This is a genomic window from Collinsella sp. AF14-35, from assembly GCF_003464565.1.
Lineage (GTDB): Bacteria > Actinomycetota > Coriobacteriia > Coriobacteriales > Coriobacteriaceae > Collinsella.
This window is the reverse complement of record NZ_QRZD01000001.1, coordinates 17137-37789: the sequence shown is the minus strand read 5'-3', so window position 1 is coordinate 37789 and position 20653 is coordinate 17137. Positions and strand designations below refer to the sequence as shown.

The 20653-nt window shown below is 59.9% G+C and carries 19 protein-coding genes and 2 tRNA genes; 19 read left to right on the top strand and 2 right to left on the bottom strand.

Annotated elements, in window-relative coordinates; genetic code table 11:
* Position 1: 1 nt before the first annotated feature.
* The 13 genes from DWW12_RS00155 to DWW12_RS00095 all read left to right on the top strand — a co-directional run bounded on the left by DWW12_RS00155 (position 2) and on the right by DWW12_RS00095 (position 15240).
* A complete protein-coding gene (locus DWW12_RS00155) occupies positions 2-346 on the top strand; it encodes a hypothetical protein (protein ID WP_117854437.1) in 345 nt (114 codons plus the stop codon).
* A 367-nt stretch (positions 347-713) separates the two neighbouring features.
* Positions 714-1139 (top strand): 50S ribosomal protein L31, encoded by a 426-nt coding sequence (gene rpmE / locus DWW12_RS00150; RefSeq protein ID WP_006235303.1) that lies wholly within the window; start codon positions 714-716, stop codon positions 1137-1139.
* Positions 1140-1446: 307 nt separating this feature from the next.
* Complete coding sequence (secA, locus tag DWW12_RS00145) at positions 1447-4254, top strand: preprotein translocase subunit SecA (RefSeq protein WP_117854435.1); 2808 nt, start codon at positions 1447-1449, stop codon at positions 4252-4254.
* The gene (gene prfB, locus DWW12_RS00140; protein WP_117854434.1) at positions 4254-5402 is read left to right on the top strand and encodes a peptide chain release factor 2; all 1149 of its coding nucleotides are present in this window, start codon (positions 4254-4256) and stop codon (positions 5400-5402) included. Before secA ends, prfB begins: the two co-directional genes overlap by 1 nt.
* Before the next feature lie 166 nt (positions 5403-5568).
* Positions 5569-6459: a YitT family protein gene (locus DWW12_RS00135; RefSeq protein WP_117854432.1), complete on the top strand. Its 891-nt coding sequence runs from the start codon at positions 5569-5571 to the stop codon at positions 6457-6459.
* A 207-nt stretch (positions 6460-6666) separates the two neighbouring features.
* The gene (locus tag DWW12_RS00130) at positions 6667-7497 is read left to right on the top strand and encodes a transketolase (protein WP_117854430.1); all 831 of its coding nucleotides are present in this window, start codon (positions 6667-6669) and stop codon (positions 7495-7497) included.
* A 1-nt stretch (position 7498) separates the two neighbouring features.
* Positions 7499-8440, top strand: coding sequence for a transketolase family protein (locus DWW12_RS00125; protein ID WP_006235309.1), 942 nt, complete (start codon positions 7499-7501; stop codon positions 8438-8440).
* Between the two features lie 450 nt (positions 8441-8890).
* Positions 8891-10111: a cell division ATP-binding protein FtsE gene (gene ftsE, locus DWW12_RS00120; RefSeq protein ID WP_117759469.1), complete on the top strand. Its 1221-nt coding sequence runs from the start codon at positions 8891-8893 to the stop codon at positions 10109-10111.
* Entirely contained in the window at positions 10098-11018 is a 921-nt protein-coding gene (gene ftsX / locus DWW12_RS00115) for a permease-like cell division protein FtsX (protein WP_089572231.1), read from the top strand. The genes ftsE and ftsX overlap by 14 nt, the downstream gene beginning before the upstream one ends.
* 135 nt (positions 11019-11153) lie before the next feature.
* A complete protein-coding gene (locus tag DWW12_RS00110) occupies positions 11154-13289 on the top strand; it encodes a ribonuclease R family protein (RefSeq protein ID WP_117854428.1) in 2136 nt (711 codons plus the stop codon).
* A 177-nt stretch (positions 13290-13466) separates the two neighbouring features.
* Positions 13467-14072 carry a recombinase family protein gene (locus DWW12_RS00105; RefSeq protein WP_117773343.1) on the top strand — a complete coding sequence of 202 codons (606 nt, stop codon included), beginning with the start codon at positions 13467-13469 and terminating at the stop codon, positions 14070-14072.
* Between the two features lie 104 nt (positions 14073-14176).
* Positions 14177-14758 (top strand): VanZ family protein, encoded by a 582-nt coding sequence (locus DWW12_RS00100; protein WP_158556474.1) that lies wholly within the window; start codon positions 14177-14179, stop codon positions 14756-14758.
* A gap of 122 nt (positions 14759-14880) precedes the next feature.
* Positions 14881-15240 (top strand): arsenate reductase family protein, encoded by a 360-nt coding sequence (locus DWW12_RS00095; RefSeq protein WP_117854425.1) that lies wholly within the window; start codon positions 14881-14883, stop codon positions 15238-15240.
* A 72-nt stretch (positions 15241-15312) separates the two neighbouring features.
* Here DWW12_RS00095 and DWW12_RS00090 read toward each other — a convergent pair whose 3' ends face one another.
* Positions 15313-15723, bottom strand: coding sequence for a hypothetical protein (locus DWW12_RS00090; RefSeq protein WP_117763185.1), 411 nt, complete (start codon positions 15721-15723; stop codon positions 15313-15315).
* 276 nt (positions 15724-15999) lie between these two features.
* On the opposite strand from DWW12_RS00090, the gene DWW12_RS00085 reads away from it, so the two are divergent.
* From DWW12_RS00085 to DWW12_RS00060, 6 genes are all read left to right on the top strand, one after another.
* Positions 16000-16073, top strand: a tRNA-Gln gene (locus tag DWW12_RS00085).
* Positions 16074-16090: 17 nt separating this feature from the next.
* Positions 16091-16167, top strand: a tRNA-Glu gene (locus tag DWW12_RS00080).
* A 97-nt stretch (positions 16168-16264) separates the two neighbouring features.
* The gene (locus DWW12_RS00075) at positions 16265-17182 is read left to right on the top strand and encodes a hypothetical protein (RefSeq protein ID WP_117854423.1); all 918 of its coding nucleotides are present in this window, start codon (positions 16265-16267) and stop codon (positions 17180-17182) included.
* Positions 17172-17642 carry an SsrA-binding protein SmpB gene (gene smpB, locus DWW12_RS00070; protein ID WP_006235325.1) on the top strand — a complete coding sequence of 157 codons (471 nt, stop codon included), beginning with the start codon at positions 17172-17174 and terminating at the stop codon, positions 17640-17642. The genes DWW12_RS00075 and smpB overlap by 11 nt, the downstream gene beginning before the upstream one ends.
* A 153-nt stretch (positions 17643-17795) precedes the next feature.
* Positions 17796-18299, top strand: coding sequence for a flavin reductase family protein (locus DWW12_RS00065; RefSeq protein ID WP_117854422.1), 504 nt, complete (start codon positions 17796-17798; stop codon positions 18297-18299).
* An 89-nt stretch (positions 18300-18388) separates the two neighbouring features.
* Positions 18389-18532: a rubredoxin-like domain-containing protein gene (locus tag DWW12_RS00060; protein ID WP_055251878.1), complete on the top strand. Its 144-nt coding sequence runs from the start codon at positions 18389-18391 to the stop codon at positions 18530-18532.
* A gap of 389 nt (positions 18533-18921) precedes the next feature.
* On the opposite strand, the gene DWW12_RS00055 is transcribed toward DWW12_RS00060, so the two are convergent.
* Positions 18922-20178, bottom strand: a complete 1257-nt coding sequence (locus DWW12_RS00055) for an Nramp family divalent metal transporter (RefSeq protein WP_117854420.1) — start codon at positions 20176-20178, stop codon at positions 18922-18924.
* Between the last annotated feature and the right edge of the window lie 475 nt (positions 20179-20653).

Sequence of the window (20653 nt, the reverse complement as noted above, 5' to 3'; positions counted from 1 at the left end):
CATGAAACTATTTGAACAGCTGAAGTCCAATGCGTCGCGCATGGCTGTCTACGCCATCCTCGTGGCAACGGCTTTATGCGGAATCGCGGCACCCGTCTATGCGCTCAACGGGGAGAAAGGCGATGTCGAACCCGCGTACATGGCTTCGACGGTTAAGGACCGGTACAAAGCCTTCTCTGGAGACACGTTTTACGTAGCAGAGTACGACACGATCTACCGTCAGCTTCGCTACAACAAGGGCTACGACTATCTAGGCGCAGAGGCAATCAGCTATACGTCGGGTTGGTACCGCTCCAGCTATGGACACATAACCCAGTTCAAGTGTAACTACCGTGTGTACAACTAAAGCAACCGGCCGGGACGAGGGGTGACGCAAAAGCGTCGCCCCTCGTTTTTAACCATGTCAACTGAACCTAGTTCAGTTTGGTTGATTTCCGATCTCAGCCGAACACATTGAGCGGAAAGGCCGTTCCCGCAGTCAGTCGAACGTCCCCGGGGCCCTTCTCAGGCCCCGGGGACGGCATTTTCCCAGTTGAAGGAACGGTGGAGATGTGCTTCGATGGGTCAGATTCGTGTCGTTCCGAAAAGACCGTGAACCTTTTGTGGGACACGCGGCGCCGTGGTACCATAGCCGAGTTTGTTGTCTTGGTCGGAAACCAAGACGCCTTATGCGCTGATCGGTAACCAGCGCCTGACCAATAAGGAGTCCTACCATGAAGCAGGGTATCCATCCCCAGTATGTCGAGTGCACGGTGACGTGCTCCTGCGGCAACACCTTCAAGACGCACGCTACCGTGTCCGAGATGAAGGTCGAGCTTTGCAACGAGTGCCACCCGTTCTACACCGGCCAGCAGAAGTTCGTCGACACCGGTGGACGCGTCCAGCGCTTCGCCGACAAGTTCGGTGGCGCCGCTGCCGCCCAGCTCAAGAAGGCTGAGGAGGCCAAGGCTGCCAAGGCCGCCAAGGCTGCCGAGGCCGAGGCCGCTCGCAAGGCCGCCGCTGAGGCTAAGGCCGCCGAGAAGGCTAAGCGTGCCGCTAAGTTCGCCGAGGAGGCTGCCAAGCAGGCTGCCGAGGCTCCCGCAGAGGCTCCCGTCGAGGAGGCCGCTGCCGAGGCCGAGACCACCGAGGCTGCTGAGTAAATAGCTCGCCGAGCAAACACTCGCATTCATGGCATAAGGGCCGTGCATCCATTTGGGTGCGCGGCCCTTTTCTTTTTATTGGTGCAAGCTAACCTGTCCCCGTGGCACCAAATGGCAGATAGACGGCGTTTGCTCAGATAAAACTTGCCAAAATAAACCTGTCCCATTGTGGCAGGTTGGTCATAGTTATTACGTGGCGGTCGAGGTCGACCGTATAGGCCGTGCCTTGTTTGGCTAAAGTACAATCATCTGTGTTTAACTCGCCCGCAGCTGCACGGCGTGGGCGATGGCCAAAAAGGAAAACCACATGGGATTCATGTCAAAGCTGCTGTCCTTTGGATCCGATAAGGACCTTAAGCGCTACTACAAGATCGTCGACCAGATCAACGGTCTTGAGCCCCAGTTTGAGAAGATGACCGAGGAGGAACTCCGCGGCCAGACCGATAAGTTCCGCGAGCGTTACGCCAACGGCGAGTCGCTCGACGACATGCTCCCCGAGGCTTTTGCCACCGTGCGCGAGGCTTCCAAGCGCATCACGGGCATGCGTCACTTTGACGTACAGCTCATCGGCGCCATGGCGCTGCACGAGGGGCATATCGCCGAGATGAAGACCGGCGAAGGCAAGACGCTCGTCTCCACGCTGGCCGGCTACCTCAACGCTATTGCCGGCAAGGGCGTGCACGTCGTTACTGTCAATGATTACCTTGCCAAGCGCGACTCCGAGTGGATGGGCCGCATCTACAAGTACCTGGGCATGACCGTCGGTCTGCTCCAGAACAACATGCCGCTCGAGCTCAAGCGTCCGGCCTACCAGGCAGACGTCACCTACGGCACCAACTCCGAGTTCGGTTTCGACTATCTGCGCGACAACATGGTCACCCGCCCCGAGCAGCGCGTACAGCGCGGCCACAACTACGCCATCGTCGACGAGGTCGACTCCATCCTGATCGACGAGGCACGTACCCCTCTCATCATCTCGGGCGCCGGCACCAAGTCCGCCAGCACCTACAAGGACTTCGCGCGTGCCGTGCGCGGCCTTGAGCGCGGCGAGGATGTCTCGCACGACATGCTCACCGCCACCGAGGACGTCGAGCCCACGGGCGACTACGTCATGGACGAGGCCAAGCACACTATCGCCGCCACCGAGCGCGGCCTTAAGAAGATTGAGCGCCGCCTGGGTATCGATGACATCTATGCCGATCTCTCCGGTCAGCTGGTCAACCACCTGCAGCAGGCGCTGAAGGCCCAGTACATGTTCCACCGCGACAAGCAGTACGTGGTCACCAACGGCGAGGTCAAGATCGTCGACGAGTTCACCGGCCGCATCATGGAAGGCCGCCGCTACTCCGAGGGCCTGCATCAGGCCATCGAGGCCAAAGAGGGCGTGCTCGTGCGCGAGGAGAACCAGACGCTGGCCACCATCACCTTGCAGAACTACTTCCGTCTGTATGACAAGCTCTCCGGCATGACCGGTACGGCACTCACCGAGGATGCCGAGTTCCGCGAGATCTACAAGCTACCCGTCGAGGTCATCCCCTCCAACAAGCCCGTGCAGCGTGTTGACCACGAGGACCTGGTGTACCGCACCATCCAGGCCAAATACAACGCCGTTGCCGACGACGTCGAGCGACGTCACGCCAAGGGCCAGCCGGTCCTGGTGGGCACCGTCTCCATCGAAAGCTCCGAGAAACTGTCGGCCGCCCTTACCAAGCGCGGCATCGCGCACGAGGTCCTCAACGCTAAGCATCACGAGCGCGAGGCTCATATCGTTGCCCAGGCCGGACGCTACGGCGCCGTGACCATCGCTACTAACATGGCCGGTCGTGGTACCGACATCCTGCTGGGCGGCAACCCCGACGAGCTGGTGCGCGAGCGCCTTGAGTACGAGGGCCTGACCATGGAGGACGTGACACCCGAGCAGCTCGAGCAGTTTAACGCCGAGGCCAAGGAGACCTGCAAGGCCGAGCGCGAGCGCGTGCTTGCCGCCGGCGGCCTGACCGTCATCGGCACCGAGCGCCATGAGTCCCGTCGTATCGACAACCAGCTGCGCGGCCGCTCCGGTCGTCAGGGCGATCCGGGCGAGACTCAGTTCTACCTGTCGCTCGAGGACGACCTCATGCGCCTGTTCGGCGGCGACAAGATGGACCGTGTCTCCAAGATGATGGTCACCGCCGACATGGGCGACGACATGCCCATCCAACACAAGATCATCTCTAAGGCCGTCGAGAGCGCCCAGCACAAGGTCGAGAGCATCAACTTCTCCATGCGCAAGAGCGTCCTCGAGTACGATGACGTCATGAACAAGCAGCGCCAGGTCATCTACGCCGAGCGCAACAAGATTCTGGACGGCAAGGATCTGACCGACCATATCACCGAGGTCATGCACGACACCGTGTACCGCTGCGTGCAGGAGTTCTGCACCAAGGACAGCCACGATGGCGAGCGCGATCTCGAGGGCCTGCGCAAGTGGGTCGTGGAGCTCACCGGGCATATCGATACGCCGAAGTTCCCCGACGAGGATTACGAGGCCCTGGCTGCCGATGTCCTGGCCTACGTCGAGAAGTGCTACAACATGAAGGCCGAGCGCCTGGGTGAGGACCTCATGCGCGAGCTCAACACCCAGGTCATGCTGCGCGTCATCGATACCCGCTGGATGAACTACCTGCAGGAGATGGACTACCTCAAGACTGGTATCGGACTGCGCGGCTTTGGTCAGCGCGACCCGCTGGTCGAGTACAAGACCGAGGCTTATGGTGCCTTCCAGATGCTCGTCGACACCATGTATGAGGATTACCTGCGCACCGTCCTGCGCATCGAGATCAAGGCCGCCCCGCACGCCGTGGAGCACAAGGAGGACCCCGCGCTCGAGGGCGCGCGCTTCTCCGGCCCCGCCGATGTCGATGGCGATAACGGCAACTCGGTGCTGCGCAAGCAGGCACAGGTGCAGGCCCGTACGGCCGTCCAGGGAGGCCCGGCTGCCGTCAACAACGGTGGCAAGGTGACCACCTACCGCAAGGACGAGAGCGACGACCCGTACGTCAACGTGGGCCGCAATGACCTTTGCCCCTGCGGCAGCGGCAAGAAGTTCAAGTACTGCCACGGCAGGAATCGTTAATGGCCGAGGCTTTAGAGATAACGCCCGCCGAGCTGGACGCGTTTGCGGACCGGCTCGGCGAGGTCGAGTCGTATCTTCATTTGGACGAGAAGCGCACGCGCGTGACCGAGCTCGAGGCCAAAAGCGTGGCCCCCGGCTTTTGGGATGACGCCGACGCCGCTCGCGCCACCATGGAGGAGATCGCTCGCGCCAAGGAAGATATCGCTGCCGTGGATACCGCGCGCGGCGAGCTATCTGACGCCCGCGCGGCGCTGGAGCTTGCCGAGGAGATGGGCGACGACCCCGATGCCGCCGCATTACGCGAGGAGGCTGCCGCTACGGCAGAACGCCTGGCCCACGCTATCGACGAGCTCGAGCTTTCGAGTTGGTTTACCGGTGAGTTCGATCACGGCGACGCGATTGTGACCATCAAGCCCGGACAGGGCGGCCTGGAGGCGCAGGACTGGACCTTCATGCTCTTCAAGATGTACATGAAGTACTGCCAGCGTCGCGGCTGGAAGGTCACCATTAACGACTGCCCCGCAGCCGAGGTCATCGGCATCGACCGTGCGACCTTTACCGTCGAGGGTAAGGACGCGTTTGGCATGCTGCGCGCCGAGGCCGGCGTCCACCGTCTGGTGCGCATTAGCCCCACCGACGACAAGAAGCGCCGCCAGACCACGTTTGCCGGCGTTGAGGTCATCCCCGTGCTGCCTGACGATATCGACATCGAGATCAGTCCCGACGATATCCGCGTGGACGTGTATCACGCGAGCGGCCCGGGCGGACAGGGCGTCAACACCACCGACTCCGCCGTACGCGTGACGCATTTTCCCAGCGGCATCGTTGTCACTTGCCAAAACGAGCGCAGCCAGATTCAAAACAAGGCCGCGTGCATGCAGATTCTCAAGGCCCGTCTGTACGAGATCGAGCTCGAGAAGCGCGCCGAGGCGCTCGACGAGATTCGTGGACCCAAGACCACGATCGGTTTTGGTAACCAGATTCGCAGCTACGTGCTCTACCCGTATCAGATGGTTAAGGACCTACGCACGGGCGTTGAGACCAGCAACGTCGAGGCAGTTCTTGACGATGGCGACCTGGACCCGTTTGTTATTGGCTACCATCGCTGGGCCACTGGCAACGCTGACGCAGAGATCCCATCTGCATAAACCGCCCGGTTTATGTGGAAATGGATAAAACCCTCCGAGCAGGGTGGTTTTGTATCCAAAGCAAACCCTGCGCAGGGGTGGTTTTTGTTCGGCGAATCGGTAGAATCGAATACAGCAAGAAGTTCGAAGCGCATCCGTTTGGGTGCGCTTTTTTGAGGGAGGTAGCATGGCATATCGTCTGGACATCAAGCGCATTCTATCGATGAACTTCTTTCACGACCTGCCCCAGATTATGTTGGGGTGCGCTCTGGCCGCTATTGCGACCGACCTGTTTTTGATTCCCAACGGCCTTGCTGCCGGTGGTGTTACGGGCCTTGCCACCATTATCCAGGCGGTCGGCGCATCGCGCGGCATATCGCTTCCCGTTGGTATTCAGACGATCGTGATGAACGCCTTGCTGCTGCTGGTCGTTATGCGCGAGGGCGGCATGTTCTACGTGGTGCAGACCGCGACGGGCTTTGTGCTGCTGGGCTTCTTTACCGATCTGTTCGCCCCGTTTGTAGCACCTCTGGCGGATGCGGACCTGATGCTCCCTGCCATGTGGGGCGGCATTATTACAGGCATCGGTTACGGCATGGTGCTGCGCGCCGGCGCCAACACCGGCGGCTCGGACACGATTGGCCAAATCATCTCGCGTAATACCTCGCTGCCCGTGGGCTCGACCGTCATGGCGATCGATGTTGCCGTATGCGCGCTGTCGGCTCCGGTCTTTTCAATCGAAAATGCACTATATGCAGGCCTTTCGATGGTCATTAGCGGCTACGTGATCGATGCCGTGGTCGATGGTGGCAACAAACGCCGTATGGTACTCATCATCTCGGACAAGTTCCCTGATATCGCTGCCGATATCATGTATGGCCTGGGTCGTGGTTGTACCAAGTTTAAGGCGACTGGCATGTATTCGGGTGTCGAGAAGCCGGTGATCATGGTCATCGTGAACCGTCGAGAGCTCAATACCCTCAAGACGATCGTGCGCGAGCGCGATCCTCACGCCATTGTGACGGTCGCCGACGTTACGGAAGCTTTCGGCGAGGGATTCAAGGACATTAGCGCGTAGGGCCGACCGCGTCCCATCCAAAAGACGTTCACATTGATAAACCGTTTCATCAGCGGTTCTGCCTGCTAAATTGTTCAAATAATGATAAAAACTCTGGTAAAGCCATCAGTTTCCAGCATAATGAATGACGTACGTGCATTGCGGCTGTGTTGGGATTACCTTCGGTGCCGTGCGCATTTTGTCTAATGAGGATGAAAGGAAGGCACAATGAGCGACGAAGAGCTCAAAAAGGTTGCCAACGAGGTAAGGAAGGGCATCGTCACCGGCGTGCACGCTGCCAAGTCCGGCCATCCGGGCGGTTCGCTCGGCGCTGCCGACATCATGACTTATCTGTACTTTGAGGAAATGAACGTCGACCCGGCCCATCCCCGCAAGGCCGACCGCGATCGCTTTGTGCTTTCCAAGGGCCACTGTGCACCTGGTCTGTACGCTGTGCTCGCCGAGCGTGGGTTCTTCCCCAAGGAGGATCTTGAGACGCTGCGCCACATCGGCAGCCACCTGCAGGGTCATCCCAACATGAACGACACTCCGGGCGTTGACATGTCCACCGGTTCGCTCGGCCAGGGCATCTCCGCCGCCGTGGGCATGGCCGTTGCCGCCAAGCACTGGGGCGATACTTATCGCACGTACGCCCTGCTGGGCGATGGCGAGAGCGAGGAGGGCCAGGTCTGGGAGGCCGCCATGTTTGCCGGCAACCAGCAGCTCGACAACCTCTGTGTGATCGTCGACCACAACGGCCTGCAGATCGACGGCCCCGTCGAGGAGGTCAACGACCCCATGCCGCTCGCCGACAAGTTCCGCGCCTTTAAGTTCCACGTGGTGGAGCTCGCCAACGGCAACGACTTCGACCAGATCCGCGCCGCCTTTGCCGAGGCTCGCGCCACCAAGGGGCAGCCGACCGCCATTATCGCCGAGACCCTGAAGGGCAAGGGCGTGTCCTTTATGGAGAACCAGGTTGGTTGGCACGGCAAGGCCCCCAACGATGAACAGTTTGAGCAGGCCATGGCAGAGCTCACGGCCGCCGGAGAGGAGCTCTAGGATGGCAGACGTCAAGAAAATTGCCACGCGTGTAAGCTACGGCGAGGCCCTCGTCGAGCTCGCCAACGAGCACGATGACTTTGTGGTCCTCGACGCCGACCTGGCCGCCGCCACGCAGACCGGTAAGTTTAAGGCCGCCTGCCCCGACCGTTTCTTCGATGTGGGTATCGCCGAGAGCAACCTGATGGGTGTTGCCGCCGGTATCGCAACCACCGGTCGCGTTGCCTTCGCGAGCACCTTTGCCATGTTCGCCGCCGGCCGCGCCTTTGAGCAGGTCCGTAACTCCATCGGCTACCCGCACCTCAACGTTAAGATCGGTGCCACGCACGCTGGTATCTCGGTGGGCGAGGACGGTGCCACACACCAGTGCTGCGAGGATATCGCCCTGATGCGCGTCATCCCCGGCATGACCGTTATCGTTCCTGCCGACGACGTCGAAGCCCGCGCCGTGACGCGCGCCGCCTACGAGTGCGACGGTCCGGTGTACATGCGCTTCGCCCGTCTGGCCTCGCCGGTTATTAACGACCCCGAGACCTACAAGTTCGAGTTGGGTAAGGGCATTGTCATGCGCGAGGGCGCCGATGTGACCATCATCGCCTGCGGCCTGATGGTCGGCGAGGCTCTCGAGGCCGCCGAGCAGCTCGCTGCCGAGGGCATCGACGCCGAGGTCATCAACATGCACACCATCAAGCCCATCGATGCCGACCTGATCGTCAAGAGCGCCACCAAGACCGGCCACGTCGTGACCGTCGAGGAGCACTCTGTGATCGGTGGCCTGGGCAGCGCCGTTGCCGACGTCCTGTGTGAGCAGTGCCCGACGCCGCTCAAGAAGATCGGCGTCAACGACACCTTCGGTGAGTCTGGCCCGGGCGCCGAGCTCCTGCACAAGTACGGCCTGGACGCCGCCAACATCGTGGCGACCACCAAGGAGTTCTTGGCCTAGGGCAAGACGAGGCAAAGCATCGCTTCGACAACCGCAAACAAGCCAGAACAGGGGCGTCCTCAAAGAGGGCGCCCCTGTTTATGCTGAATTTAAATTAGAGTCCTGCCAAGCAAAGTTCCCATGGGGAAACGGGCCCATCCCAACAAAGTGCAATTCAGACCCTTCCAACTTTGTATGCGCAGCATCTCAAGTTGGTGCGTCGGCCCCATAGTAGCCGCAGGCCGGGCGCAGGGTTACCTCCCAAATCTTTCCGCAGCGCAGGCCGGCGTTTGTCCGCAGCTCCGCAGGAGCAGGACAAATGCCGGCCATGCGCGAGGACGATTTGGGAGGTAACCCTGCGCCCGGCCGGTGAGACCCAAACCCCGCCATGCTTCTTATGTGCAGCAAAGCTAATGCTGCTAAAATACAAAGCGCTCATGTAGTTTAAACGCACGACGATAAGGAGCACCAGTGGGTAACCACTTCCGTACCTCCGGTGCGGGCGATGATGCCCCCAAGACGCAGACAGGCGTCCAGGGCAGCCGTTTCGCCACTCCGGATTCAGAGGGCCAGCCTGTTGCTCAGGCCCCCACTCAGCCGGCAGATCAGGCACAGCCGGCATCCGATCCCTTTGCCTACAATCCCACCAGCGATGTCGCGCTTTCCGGCACGGCGGGTTTTGAGCCCGTTCAGGCCGTGACCGCTCGCGTGGAGCAGCCTCAGGCTGGCGCCGCCACGCCGCAGCCTACCATGGCCGGCATTCCCGACCCCATGGCCCCTGCGACGCCGGTTCCTCAGCCTGCGCAGTCCGGTCTCTTTGCCGCTATTCCCGATCCCACGCAGCCTGCTGCCCCGGTGGTCGAGAGCGATCAGGCAGCCGAGGTCGCAAGCCTCGATAACGCGCTCAACAACCCCGATTTTACGTCGGTGTTTGCGCCCATCGATCCGCAGGCCAGCCGCAAGAAGATGGCCAAGCAGGCCGGTGTCGAGCCCGTCATCCTTATGGAGCATGTCACCAAGATCTATCCGGCACAGCCCAACAAGCCTGCACTTGACGACATCAACATTGAGATCTATCCGGGCGAGTTCGTCTTCCTGGTCGGTCATTCCGGCTCGGGTAAGACCACGCTGCTGTCGACGCTCAACCGCGACGTCAAGCCGACGAGCGGCCGCATCTTGGTTGCCGGTCAGGACCTCATGAAGATCAAGAACCGCAAGGTTCCGTTCCTGCGCCGCCAGATTGGCGCCGTGTTCCAGGACTTTAAGCTTCTGCCGCAAAAGACCGCCTACGAAAACGTGGCGTTTGCCCTGCAGTGCATCGGCAAGCCCAAGGGCGTCATTCGCAGCCAGGTGCCGGAGGTGCTGCGTCTGGTCGGTCTGGCCGATCAGATGGACTCGCTGCCCGACCAGCTTTCCGGTGGCGAGCAGCAGCGCGTCGCCGTCGCCCGCGCTATGGTCAACCGTCCGCCGCTGCTGATCTGCGACGAGCCCACGGGTAACCTCGACCCGGCGATCTCGCTGGGCATCATGAAGCTGCTCGAGCGTATTAACCGCACCGGCACCACCGTGATCGTCGCCACGCACGACCGCGAGATGGTCGATAGCATGCACCGTCGCGTGATCGCCCTCGAGGGCGGCCACGTTATCCGCGACCAGGAGAGGGGAGGTTACGGCAACTATGGCACCAACTAACGTGGGCTACTCCTTCAAAGAGGCAATCAGTCACTTCTTCCGTAACTGGACTACCTCGCTCGGCGCCGTCATCACGATCTTCCTTTCGCTGTTTATCATCGGCCTGTTCATCATGGGCTCCGCGATGCTGAACTCCGTGATCGGCACCGTCGAGGATCAGGTTGTCATCAACGCGTTCATTAGCGATGACGCCGATCAGGCCGATGTTCAGGCTTTTGAGGCCGAGCTTAAGACGTGGAATAACGTCAAGTCCGTGACCTATAAGGACAAGGACGACGCGCTGGCCGAGTATACGAGCAAGATGTCGGGCAACGCCGACGCCACCATGAGCGCGCTCGATGGCCAGAACCCGCTGCCGGCTTCGTTTGCAATTGAGATGGACGATCCGTCCAAGGTCGAGAGCACGGCCCAGAAGCTCAAGAAGAACGCCGACTTCCAGAAGATCGCGGATGACGGCGACGTCAACGCGAGCGTGCTGTACGGCCAGGAGGAAGTGAGCCGCCTGTTCCAGGTGACCAACTACATCCGCATCGCCGCCGTGGTGCTCGTTGGCCTTTTGACCTTTATCGCATTCATCTTCATCAACAACACGATTCGCCTGTCCATCACGGCGCGTCGTCGTGAGATTGCGATTATGCGTCTGGTCGGCGCCAGCAACGGCTTCATTCGCGGCCCGTTTATCACCGAGGGCGTACTGCAGGCCATTTTGGGCTCGCTGCTTTCCATCGGCGTTCTGGAGCTGCTGCGCAATCTGATGATTCCGCGTTTGCAGGAGAGCATCGGCTGGATGTCGTTTGCCCTGCCGATGCAGTACTACCTGGTGACCTATGCTGCGCTGATTCTGGTCGGCGTGATTATCGGTCTCTTTGGTTCTGCCATCGCCATGCGCCGCTACCTGCGCGTGTAGGCATGCCTGGAATTCATCCCTTCCAACGGGTCGTCTCTTGCGGGGCGGCCCGTTTTTTGATCCCTAGGGGACGGCAGGAAAACGGATCATTTGGGTAGACTCTTTGGAGTTCGCAATCGATAGTTAGGAGGCGCCATGGGGCGCAATAACAAGCATAAGCGTGGAGCTCGCAATAAGCGCGGGCCGGTGCGCAGCGAACGCCGTCCGAGCCTGACCGGGCGCGTGCAGCTCCATGAGCATAGCGCCTACGTTGTAACCGAAAACGGCGACTACAAGGTCATGGGCCGCGGTAAGCGCGAGATCATGGATGGCGATACCGTTGCCGTGAGCATTAAGAACAGCCCGCACGGTGAGCGGCGCGCCGTGATCGAAGGCGTGGTTGAGCGCGCAGCCATAAGCGTGGTGGGTACGTACCAGACCGCTGGTCCGCTCGGTGTGATCGAGCCGCTCGATTCGCGCCTGAAGGCCGACTTCTTCATTCTGCCCGAGGATACCTCGGCGGATCGTCTGGGCGTCCACCCGGGTGATGCCGTTGTCGCGCGCATTTTGACCTACCCGACGCGCCTGGAATCGGGCACCGTGACGATCGAACGCCGCATTGGCGGAGATGACGCGTCCGATTTGGGCGTTCAATACGTGATGGCGCGTTACGGCTATACCGATAGCTATCCCGAGGCCGCGCTGGACGAGGCCGAGGGACTTTCGCTCGATGTGTCCGCGGCGCTTAAGGACCCGCTCCGCCGCGATCTGCGCGACCGCTTTGTCATCACGATCGACCCGGTCGACGCGCGCGACTTTGACGATGCCATTTCGCTTGAGCGCACGCCCGAGGGTGGCTACAAGCTGGGTGTGCATATCGCTGACGTTTCTCACTATGTGGCTTGGGACGGGCATATCGATCTTGAGGCTCGCCATCGTACGACATCGGTGTATCTGGCCGATCGCGTGCTTCCCATGCTGCCCGAACGCCTGTCCTGTGACCTATGCTCGCTTCGCCCTGACGAGGACCGTCTTGCGTTTACCGTTGACATTGAGCTCGATGCGCAGGGTCGCGTGCGGCATTACGATCCGTACCCCAGCGTGATTCGCTCGCGTGTGCGTATGGACTATGACGGCGCCGAGGCGCTGCTGGTGCGTGCCGACGCTGTTGAGTATTCGGTGCTGGAAGGCGCCGCTGAGGATGTTGCGGCTGCTGAGGCCTCGCGCGAGGAGGCGCTTGAGCGCGGTCTTGCGTGCGAGGAAACTGCTCGCGGCTATAACGTCGACCTCGGCGATTTCCTTGTCGCCGCCAACGAACTCGCCGAACTTCGCCGTCGTATTCGTCGTGCCCGCGGCTCAGTCGATTTTGACACGGCCGAGATTCGCGCTCTATTGGATGAGGACGGAGTGCCCGTGCAGATTGTGGCGCGCGAGCGTTCGTGTGCCACGTCGCTTATCGAGGAAGCCATGCTACTCGCCAACGAGTGCGTTGCAGAGTGGCTGGCAGACCGTGATATCGAGGCCTGCTATCGCGTGCATGAGGATCCGAGCCCCGATAGCCTGCACGGTGCCGCCGTTGCGCTGGCGCAGCTAGGCATCATCGACGATCGCCGTGCTGCCGGTATCGCCCTGGGGAGTCCCGATGAGCTACAGGCTGCAGTTGATGCTGCCGCCGGTACGGCCAACGCACCGCTCGTCAACACGCTGCTTCTGCGCAGCATGCAGCGCGCACTGTACAAGCCGCGCAACGAGGGCCACTTTGCGCTCGCCGCGCCGTGCTACTGTCACTTTACGAGTCCCATCCGTCGCTACCCCGATCTGGTGGTGCACCGCGTGCTCAAACTGCAGTTGGCCTATGAGCAGCTCGGCGGCAAGGACGCCCTGGTCCGTACGCCGCGGCTGATCGGCAAGGGGCGCGAGTCGCTGCCGCGCATTCTGCCGCAGATCTGCCGCGCATGCAGCGATGCCGAGCGCGCGGCAGATGCCGCTAGCCATGCGACGCAAAAGATCAAGATTGCCCAGTACTATGAGGACCGTCTGGGCGAGCGCTATGCCGGAACCGTCTCGTGGGTTAGCAGCATGGGCCTCTTTGTGCGCTTGGACCTGACGCAGGTCGAAGGCTTGGTTTCGATCAAGAGCCTGGGCAACGAGTGGTTCGAGTTCGACGAGGATGCGCTTACGCTGACGGGCGCCGACACGGGGACTCGCTATGAACTGGGCCAGCGCGTGATTATCGAGGTCTCGCGCGTCAATACCACGCGTGGGCACTTGGACTTTAAGCTTATCCATTAGCCAAATCTCGACTCATGGCGGGAGAGCGGAGGGCGGTCTTTCGGGGCCGCCCTCCGCATTTGGATCATGGCTACCTTGCCGTCTGCTCGGCCGCCCGCTTACCTGCTATTTGAGAGGTAAAACCTACCAAAATAAACCTGTCCCTTTTTGGCAGGTTTACAAGAAAGCGGGGATGAGATGGCGACGGTGTATGGTTATGCGCGGGTGAGTTCGCGCGATCAGAATCTTAATCGGCAGCTGGATGCGCTGGGCGCCTATGGCGTGGGCTCGGCGAATATTTATGCCGACCATGCGAGCGGCAAGGACTTCGATCGACCGCGCTATCGCGAGCTGCTGCACGTCCTGGGAGACGGGGACGTGCTGGTGGTGCTTTCTATCGACCGACTTGGTCGTAATTACTCCGAGATTCTTGAGGAATGGCGTCGCATTACCAAGGAGCTCGGGGTTGCCATTGTGGTGTTGGACATGCCATTGCTTGACACGCGCGCCAGGGCAAGCGGCACGCCGGATGTGACTAATACCCTGATTGCCGATATTGTGCTGCAACTGCTGAGCTACGTGGCGCAGGTGGAGCGCGAGAATATCCATCGGCGCCAAGCGGAGGGAATTGCAGCGGCGCGGGCGCGAGGCGTCCGTTTCGGTCGACCTCGCAAGCCGTGCCCTCCTCAGTTTGATCTGGTACGGGATAGCTATGAGGCGGGTGATATTACCCGCAGCCAGGCAGCAAAGTGCCTGGGCGTGTGCGTGGGGACGTTTGATCGCTGGATGCGCGAGGCGGGGTAGGGGTTTGCGTCGCTTTGTCGCTTCCTGTTGCGATTCAAATTTTGATACGATGGCGATGTCATTTGGGGCTACACTCGCTGATATTCAAAAAAGGAGGTAGGCCCTTGGCGCGCGTAAAACAAATAATCGGATGGACCGCGATCGTTCTGTTCGCTGCAACGCTGGCGGGCATCTGGGTGCTGACGGAGCAAAATGCGGTGGAGACGTCGTTGCTGAGCGAGTCCACCGCGCGTGTGGTGGAGGGTCAGGCTACGGGCGTACAGGCTGCCGATGTCGCGGGTGAAGCTCAGACCGAGAACGGGATGACCGGGGGCACCGATTCGGCTGCTTCGAATGTCCGGTCTGGCCGACTTGCTTCCATTCGCATGTGGGTGGGCACGAACGTCCGTCGCGTTGCCCATACCGTAGAGTTTTTCTTCGTCGGATTGTTCGCCTCGGTGGTCGTGGTTTGCTTTTCCAGGCGTCCGTGGAGCGTATGCTCCCGTTGCGTGCCCGTGTTGCTCTTTTGCGCCGTCTGCTCCGTTGGCGATCAGGTACATAAGATCTTTGTTCCCGGCAGGCATTTCGACGTTATCGATTTAGGATTCGATGCTGCGGGCTATGTCACCGCCATGCTGTTGGTATTGCTGGCAGCGGCGTTGGTGCGCTATGCGACTCGGCCGATCGGCGCCCATGCGAGGCGCTAGCCTTAAGACGAGACATCGCGACTGCCTATGCTTCGACATTGACTACAATAACGGCTGCAATCGCGAGTGGTCGTCGATGTGCAGTTTTCCGGACACCTGTTTTCTCTAAGAAAGGAAATCCCATGGCGGTACTGTTTGTTGAATATCCCAAGTGCTCGACCTGTAAAAAGGCCAAGGCATGGCTGGACGAACATGGGGTTGAGTATATCGACCGCGATATCGTTTTGGACAATCCCACGGCTGATGAGCTTGCGACCTGGATTGCTCGTTCGGGGCTGCCGGTGCGGCGCTTCTTTAATTCGTCGGGCATGAAATATCGAGAGCTGGGCCTGAAGGCGCGTCTGGATGCGGGCATGACGGATCGGGAGTGCTACGAGCTGCTAGCGACCGACGGCATGCTGGTCAAGCGTCCGCTGCTGGTGGGCGACGACTTTGCGATTCCTGGCTTTAAGGAAGCGGCCTGGACTGAGGCACTGCTGTAGCGGCTGCGGAAAGTGCGACCCGTTTTGAGCGCTCGGGGCGGGACGTGTTTTCCATCGGCGGGCTCGCTCGGCTCAATCCTCGAGCTGTGCCCATTCGTGCGGATCGTAGACCTTTACGTGCTTGTTGGGCTTGCCGCTCCAGTACTCCTCGTCCATAAAGGGCAGATATGCCTGAACGCCGGGGCAGATAAAGGGAATCCGCTGCTGTTGCAGTCGCTCGCGCTGTCGCTGCTCCAGGTGCGCCTCGGATATGACGGTCGGCATACCGGACAGCTCGACGAGGCTTGCCTGGATTCGCTTAAGGTCGGGGAGTCCCGCGTGCCATGACATCCGCATGATCAAAAATGAGGCGCGGCGGTAGTTTGCCTGCATCACCGTGATGGCGGGGCGCAGTGTGGGATGGATTTTGTCCCGTTCGGGCCAAAGGTCAGCAGTGATCTCGAGGCCCAGGGTCTCCCATAGGTAATCAAGCTCTTCGTCCATGGCGCCTCGATATCTACGCGATCATTGATGCTTCGATTGTGTTGCCTGGTGCTATCGTTTTCGCGGTAGAATCTGCCAACGGTTGACGGCTACCGCTCGCGGCGTTTTGCCCTTCGTGTACAGCGGTCGGCTTCACAGGTCCTTCACGGGTTGGACTAAATTAGGCCAATTTGACTGAATTTTAAAAAAGTCAAAATTGGGGCTTGCGTCACGGCGGTACTTCCCGTATATTTCTTTCTTGCGCAAAGGCACAGCCGAGCGCAGCGATGCAGTCATTGGGATGTCGTCTAATGGCAGGACAGCGGATTCTGGTTCCGTCAATGGGGGTTCGACTCCCTCCATCCCAGCCATTGCATTTGCTACATATGGCCCGTTCGTCTAGCGGTTTAGGACGCCGCCCTCTCAAGGCGGAGATCACCAGTTCGAATCTGGTACGGGCTACCAAAATTGAACGCCCGGGCCTCGTAAGAGACCCGGGTTTTGTGTATTGACCGATTTTTAAGGCGCGCGTTGAGTCTGCCGCCCGGACCGAGGAGTTGTCATGGACCTGCCTATCAGCTTGGAAGACATCACGTATGCCGAGAACTATCTGGCGCAGGGAGACCTGGCTACGGCGACGCCGCTGCTGGAGCGTCTGGTGGAGCTCGCCGAGGAGTATATCGACGCTGAGTGCAAGACGGAGGAGAAGCGCCAGTACTTTAGCTTCGACAGCAAGTTTGAGCGCCTGGCCTATCGCCGCGTGGAGAAGGATCCGCGCGAGCTGGTGCAGATCGAGGTTCCCTTTGACCGCCTGTACTCCGACATGGCGTTTGCCTACATTCGTCAGCAGGATTATGTGAGTGCTCGGAATGCCTTGATGCAGGCCGTGCGCTGGGATCCCATGAACTGCAACTATCGCTTGGACCTGGCCGAGCTGTTCCGCGCACTCGAGGACAAACAGGAGTGGGCATCGCTCTCGTTCTCGGTGCTGGAGCGCGCGAGCGACGGTAAGCGCGCCGCACGCGCCTATGCCAACCTGGGCCAGTATTTCCTTGAGCCCGAGACCGAGAATGTCTCGGCCGCCGTGGGTTGTGCGCGCCTGGCGTTGCGTCTGGCGCCTGGCGATGCGCATACGACGCGCCTGCTCAACAAGATTCATACTGCCTACCCCGATGCCGCCGAGGAGAGCGATGAGCACGTGATGGGCGAGCTGAGCCTGCAAGGCGTGCCGACCTCGCCTTCGGCTGAGATTGCCATTTGCCTGATCATGTGTGCGACCGATGCTGCAAGCGATGGCGACAAGCAGGAGGCGACGCGCCTGACGGTGCGTGCTCGCGATTTGGTGGGCGAGGAGGCCTGCGCGGCGATTATCAAACTGGTGCGCGAGAGCGACGCCGAGCTCAATGCTGAGCGCAAGGCAAAGCGCGACGCCGCGGGCTCAAACGCCGATGGAGCCAAGGAGGCCGGCGATGCCCAGTAAGCGCGAGCGCAAGCTCATCTCCAAGAATCGCTCGGCACACCACGAGTACTTTATCGATGAGACGTTTGAGTGCGGCATTGAGCTGAGTGGCACTGAGGTCAAGTCGATTCGCGAGCGCGCCTGCCAGATCACCGATACCTTCGCGCTGATTCGTGGCGGCGAGTGCTGGCTCGTTGGCCTGCATATTCACCCTTATAGCCATGGTGGCGTGTGGAACCGCGATCCTGATCGCCGTCGTCGTCTGCTGCTACACCGCAAGGAGATTGACTTTCTCGACGGCAAACTTCGCAACCGTGGTTATGCGCTGGTACCGTTGGAGCTCTACTTTAATACCGACGGCCGCGTAAAGCTGCTGCTGGGCCTGGGCCGAGGCAAAAAGCTCTACGACAAGCGCGAGGACATGGCCAAACGCGATGTTCAACGCGAAATCGATCGCGCCCTTAAAGAACGCAACCGCTAGGAGCGAGTTCACGGGAAGGTGCCCTACCGCGCCCGCCCCGTCTTCCTTGCTGTTTTGCCATATATTTCCAAAAGACGGCGTCCGTTATGGGCTCCGCTTTTTATGGGTACATACAGCCTTAAGGTTCAATCCCGGGTTAGGGGAGTACTTGTTATGGACAAAACTGCGTTCTTTACCATGCCGAGTGGGCTCTATGTGGTGAGTGCCGCGGCCGACGGGCTGCGTGCCGGCTGCGTTATCAACACGGCGGTTCAGGTGACGTCCATGCCGCCGCGCATCTCGATTGCCGTGAACAAGGACAACGTCACCTCGGGTGTCATCGCATCGGCCAAAGCGTTCGCGCTGACCGTGATCGATCAGACCGCCGATATGCTCTACATCGGTAACTTTGGGTTCCGCACCAGCAGCGATTACGACAAGTTTGCCAAATACGAGACCCGCGAGACGGCTCTGGGCATGCCCTATGTGCCCGAGCACGCGGCGGCCCTGTTTGGCTGCCGTTTGATCGACACTGTGGATGTGGGCACGCATCTACTGTTTATCGGCGAGGTCGAGGATGCCGAGCGCTTGAGCAACGAGACGCCGCTCACCTACGATTACTACCATAAGGTCCTGAAGGGCAAGACGCCTCCGAAGGCGTCCTCGTATCAAGGCTAGAAATGTTTTAAAAATACTTGCATTATATTATTGAGAATCTATACTGATAAATGAAGTACATCACCAGTCACGTTCGAGAGGAGAACATCATGGCTGAGGAGAAGAAGACGTATAAGTTCGTGTGCGTCGTTTGCGGTTACGAGGTTGAGGTCGATACGCCCGAGCTGCCCGAGGATTATGTATGCCCGGTGTGCGGCGTCGGTCCCGATCAGTTTGAGCTCGTCGAGGAGTAGCTCGTCGGCACGCGGCTCACGGCAACATATAGCTCTGTCCAAGGGTCCCGGTCGGATATCCCGGCCGGGACCCTTTTTCTCCGCCCCCAAGGGATCACGGTTGCTGTTGGCCGATCCTGTCTGTTGTGAGTCCGGCCGACCTTTTGTCTTAATCTGTAACGTCTAACGGCTCAAAACGGGTCTTCCTGTTACAGATCGAGACAAACCAAAACCGTCCGGCAGAAGGTCTCAATCTGTAACATCTAACGGTGAAAATTGGGTCCACTTGTTACAGATTGAGACAAACGGAGCTGTCCCTCGGAATGATCTCGATCTGTAACATCTAGACATCAAAAGCGGCTCTAGATGTTACAGATCGAGACGTTTGCCTAGATAGGTGCCCCGCCCCATTACATCCCTGTCAACAACACGACATCGAGAATCGTCACGACGGCACTAATCCCTACGAGCAGCGCGTTGAGCGGGCGCGAATTGGCGTATTTGCCCATAACGCGGGGTGAACTGGTGAGCCGTATGAGCACAAAGACCGTAATCGGTAGCTGAAGCGACAGCAGTGCCTGACTCCAGATGAGACCTTCAAAAGGATTTGGGACGACCAGGCACGCCGTCACTGCGCCGACGAAACAGGCCGCCACCCCGATCGAGGAATGTCGGTCGTGGATATCGTATTCCTCGTCGAACATGCCCGCAGTGATGGTTCCCGCCGCCATGCCCGCCGTCACGCTACTCGAGAGGCCCGCGAACAGCAGCGCTACCGCAAAGATGGTCGAGCTCGCCGGGCCCAAGATGGGGGAGAGCGTGGCCGCTGCGACGGCGAGGTCGTCTACGACCATGCCGTGCGCAAAGAAGGTCGTTGCGGCCAGGATGACCATGGCCGAGTTGATTGCCCAGCCCACGCCCATCGAAAAGAGCGTGTCGAAGAGCTCGTAGCGCAGACGCTCTTCGATAACCTGCTCGCCTTGGCCTTCGAAGTGCATGGATTGGATGACCTCGGAGTGCAGAAAAAGGTTGTGGGGCATAACGACCGCACCCAGGACACTCACGATAATCGCGGCAGAGCCAGTGGGCATACTGGGCGTGATCCAGCTTGCGGCGGCTTGCGGCCAGTCGACCTTGACTAGTGCAAGCTCGGCCAAAAACGAGAGTCCTACCACGCCTACGAAGGCGATGATCCAGCGTTCGGCATGCTTGTAGGAGTTCGTCATGAGCATCGCCATCGATACTGCCGCCACGATGACGCAGCCCGCGCGCACGGGCAGCCCAAAGAGCATTTGAAGGGCAATCGCGCCGCCCAGGACTTCGGCCATGGCGGTGGCGATGGTCGCGAGATAGGCGCTGGCGAGCACCGTACGCCCGACGAAGCGGGGGAGGTAACGTGTCGTGGCCTCGGCAAGGCAGGCGCCCGTGGCGATACCCAGGTGCGCCGCGTTGTGCTGCAGCACGATGAGCATAATCGTGGACAGCGTGACGATCCACAGCAGTGCGTAGCCAAACTGCGAGCCCGCGGCCATATTGGAGGCCCAGTTGCCCGGGTCGATAAAGCCGACGGTCACGAGCAGCCCGGGGCCGATATGCCGCGCAATGTCTAGGCCTCCGTGACCACCGGTGCGTCGGGAGCCAAAGTGTTGTTTGAGATGGTTGAGCATGGTGCGCTCCTGTGTGCCGTTTGCTTGACGCCGCAAAGGATACCCGTTTTAAGCTTAAAAGTTAACCAAGACTAATAAAATTGTTGTATTTGAATGGGATGGTGAAAGGGGGCTGCCGAAATGTCTCGATCTGTAACAACTAGGGATGGAAATTGGGCCTAGGTGTTACAGATCGAGACAGGAAGAAATGGTCCTATGTAATCTCTCGATCTGTAACAGTTTGCCGCCAAAACCGGCCCTTCGTGTTACAGATCGAGACATTCGGAACTGTCTCTCGAAAACATCTCAATCTGTAACAGTTAGTCGTCGTAATTGGGCCTTACTGTTACAGATTGAGATGTTTGAAGTGGTGAGCTAACAGGCCGAACTTGGGGCCTATGTTGTCGCCCTTGAGGTCGGCGGTGTCCACTCGTAGGGCGTGCGTTACGCGATTGTTTCGAAACGGGTGGGAAACACAACGGGCCGGCGATGCTCC

What these genes read in the sequence shown, in the direction of transcription:
- DWW12_RS00105 (WP_117773343.1), top strand. Translation starts at nt 13,467, where the DNA reads ATGGCGACGGTGTATGGTTATGCGCGGGTGAGTTCGCGCGATCAGAAT.
- DWW12_RS00155 (WP_117854437.1), top strand. Translation starts at nt 2, where the DNA reads ATGAAACTATTTGAACAGCTGAAGTCCAATGCGTCGCGCATGGCTGTC.
- DWW12_RS00065 (WP_117854422.1), top strand. Translation starts at nt 17,796, where the DNA reads ATGGACAAAACTGCGTTCTTTACCATGCCGAGTGGGCTCTATGTGGTG.
- DWW12_RS00060 (WP_055251878.1), top strand. Translation starts at nt 18,389, where the DNA reads ATGGCTGAGGAGAAGAAGACGTATAAGTTCGTGTGCGTCGTTTGCGGT.
- DWW12_RS00075 (WP_117854423.1), top strand. Translation starts at nt 16,265, where the DNA reads ATGGACCTGCCTATCAGCTTGGAAGACATCACGTATGCCGAGAACTAT.
- prfB (WP_117854434.1), top strand. Translation starts at nt 4,254, where the DNA reads ATGGCCGAGGCTTTAGAGATAACGCCCGCCGAGCTGGACGCGTTTGCG.
- DWW12_RS00110 (WP_117854428.1), top strand. Translation starts at nt 11,154, where the DNA reads ATGGGGCGCAATAACAAGCATAAGCGTGGAGCTCGCAATAAGCGCGGG.
- DWW12_RS00130 (WP_117854430.1), top strand. Translation starts at nt 6,667, where the DNA reads ATGAGCGACGAAGAGCTCAAAAAGGTTGCCAACGAGGTAAGGAAGGGC.
- DWW12_RS00125 (WP_006235309.1), top strand. Translation starts at nt 7,499, where the DNA reads ATGGCAGACGTCAAGAAAATTGCCACGCGTGTAAGCTACGGCGAGGCC.
- DWW12_RS00055 (WP_117854420.1), bottom strand. Translation starts at nt 20,178, where the DNA reads ATGCTCAACCATCTCAAACAACACTTTGGCTCCCGACGCACCGGTGGT.
- secA (WP_117854435.1), top strand. Translation starts at nt 1,447, where the DNA reads ATGGGATTCATGTCAAAGCTGCTGTCCTTTGGATCCGATAAGGACCTT.
- DWW12_RS00135 (WP_117854432.1), top strand. Translation starts at nt 5,569, where the DNA reads ATGGCATATCGTCTGGACATCAAGCGCATTCTATCGATGAACTTCTTT.
- rpmE (WP_006235303.1), top strand. Translation starts at nt 714, where the DNA reads ATGAAGCAGGGTATCCATCCCCAGTATGTCGAGTGCACGGTGACGTGC.
- DWW12_RS00095 (WP_117854425.1), top strand. Translation starts at nt 14,881, where the DNA reads ATGGCGGTACTGTTTGTTGAATATCCCAAGTGCTCGACCTGTAAAAAG.
- ftsX (WP_089572231.1), top strand. Translation starts at nt 10,098, where the DNA reads ATGGCACCAACTAACGTGGGCTACTCCTTCAAAGAGGCAATCAGTCAC.
- smpB (WP_006235325.1), top strand. Translation starts at nt 17,172, where the DNA reads ATGCCCAGTAAGCGCGAGCGCAAGCTCATCTCCAAGAATCGCTCGGCA.
- DWW12_RS00090 (WP_117763185.1), bottom strand. Translation starts at nt 15,723, where the DNA reads ATGGACGAAGAGCTTGATTACCTATGGGAGACCCTGGGCCTCGAGATC.